We start from the raw sequence: 759 nt of genomic DNA, 5'->3' as shown, positions 1-759 counted from the left end.
GAGCGGTGCGACAACTGCCTGTACTACCTCGACACCGACAAGGACATCACCTACTGCTGGCACCCCAAGCTGCGCATCCTCGTCGGCGGCGACTGGTGGTGCCAGTGGTGGGAGGAGATCGAGGACTGACCCCGCGGGCCCGCGGCCCGTTCCCGACAGGTCCGGTCCGCGGCCTGTTCCCATACATGGATCGTCCATACGTTGGCGGCCTGTCCCGTCAGCGAGCAGCCCGGCCGGCTGACGAATGTCAGCCCGGTCGGGGGCGTCAGTCCAGCCCGTCCGCGAACACGGCAAGGGCCGCGGCGAGCGTGTGATCGAGCAGAGCGGCTACCTCCGGCCAGCGGGCTTCCGGCTCGTCGGTGTACACAAACGTCGCGCTCTCCGTTTCGGTGGGCCGTAGGGCCTGTACCGGCAGAACCCGCCCACCCGGACCGGCCTCGTCAACCGGTGCCGGTTCGGCATCCGCGACGATTTCAGCAAGGACGGTGAGCGCAAGCACGCCAGCAGACAGCGGGGAAGCCCGGACTCGTCATATCAGCCCATCCGCGATCTCCGGAAAGGCCATCGCCGACGTCGTGGGCTTCTCCTGCTGTGGTCGGCCTCTTCCGGAGAGCCTATGTCGAGGCCGATTCCACGTGCTATCCGCGTCGCTTCGTCCAGCATCGCCCTGCCGCGCTCGCGGTCGTCGCTACCGGATAGAAGCTGGCCGAGCTGCACGAGCGAGATCACGAGATCCCGCTGCTTGCCGGCATTGACCGG

General features: G+C 67.6%; 2 protein-coding genes. Both read right to left on the bottom strand.

Annotated features, from left to right (window positions below; genetic code table 11):
• Positions 1-265 precede the first annotated feature (265 nt).
• Positions 266-499: a hypothetical protein gene (locus AC5LUJ_RS22855; protein ID WP_250292433.1), complete on the bottom strand. Its 234-nt coding sequence runs from the start codon at positions 497-499 to the stop codon at positions 266-268.
• Positions 500-534: 35 nt separating this feature from the next.
• Positions 535-759, bottom strand: a 225-nt coding sequence (locus AC5LUJ_RS22850) for a hypothetical protein (protein WP_493465729.1), incomplete at its 5' end; no start/stop codon positions are given.

The organism is Protofrankia sp. CiP1_Cm_nod3 (genome assembly GCF_982290655.1).
This window is presented reverse-complemented; position numbering and strand designations above follow the sequence as displayed.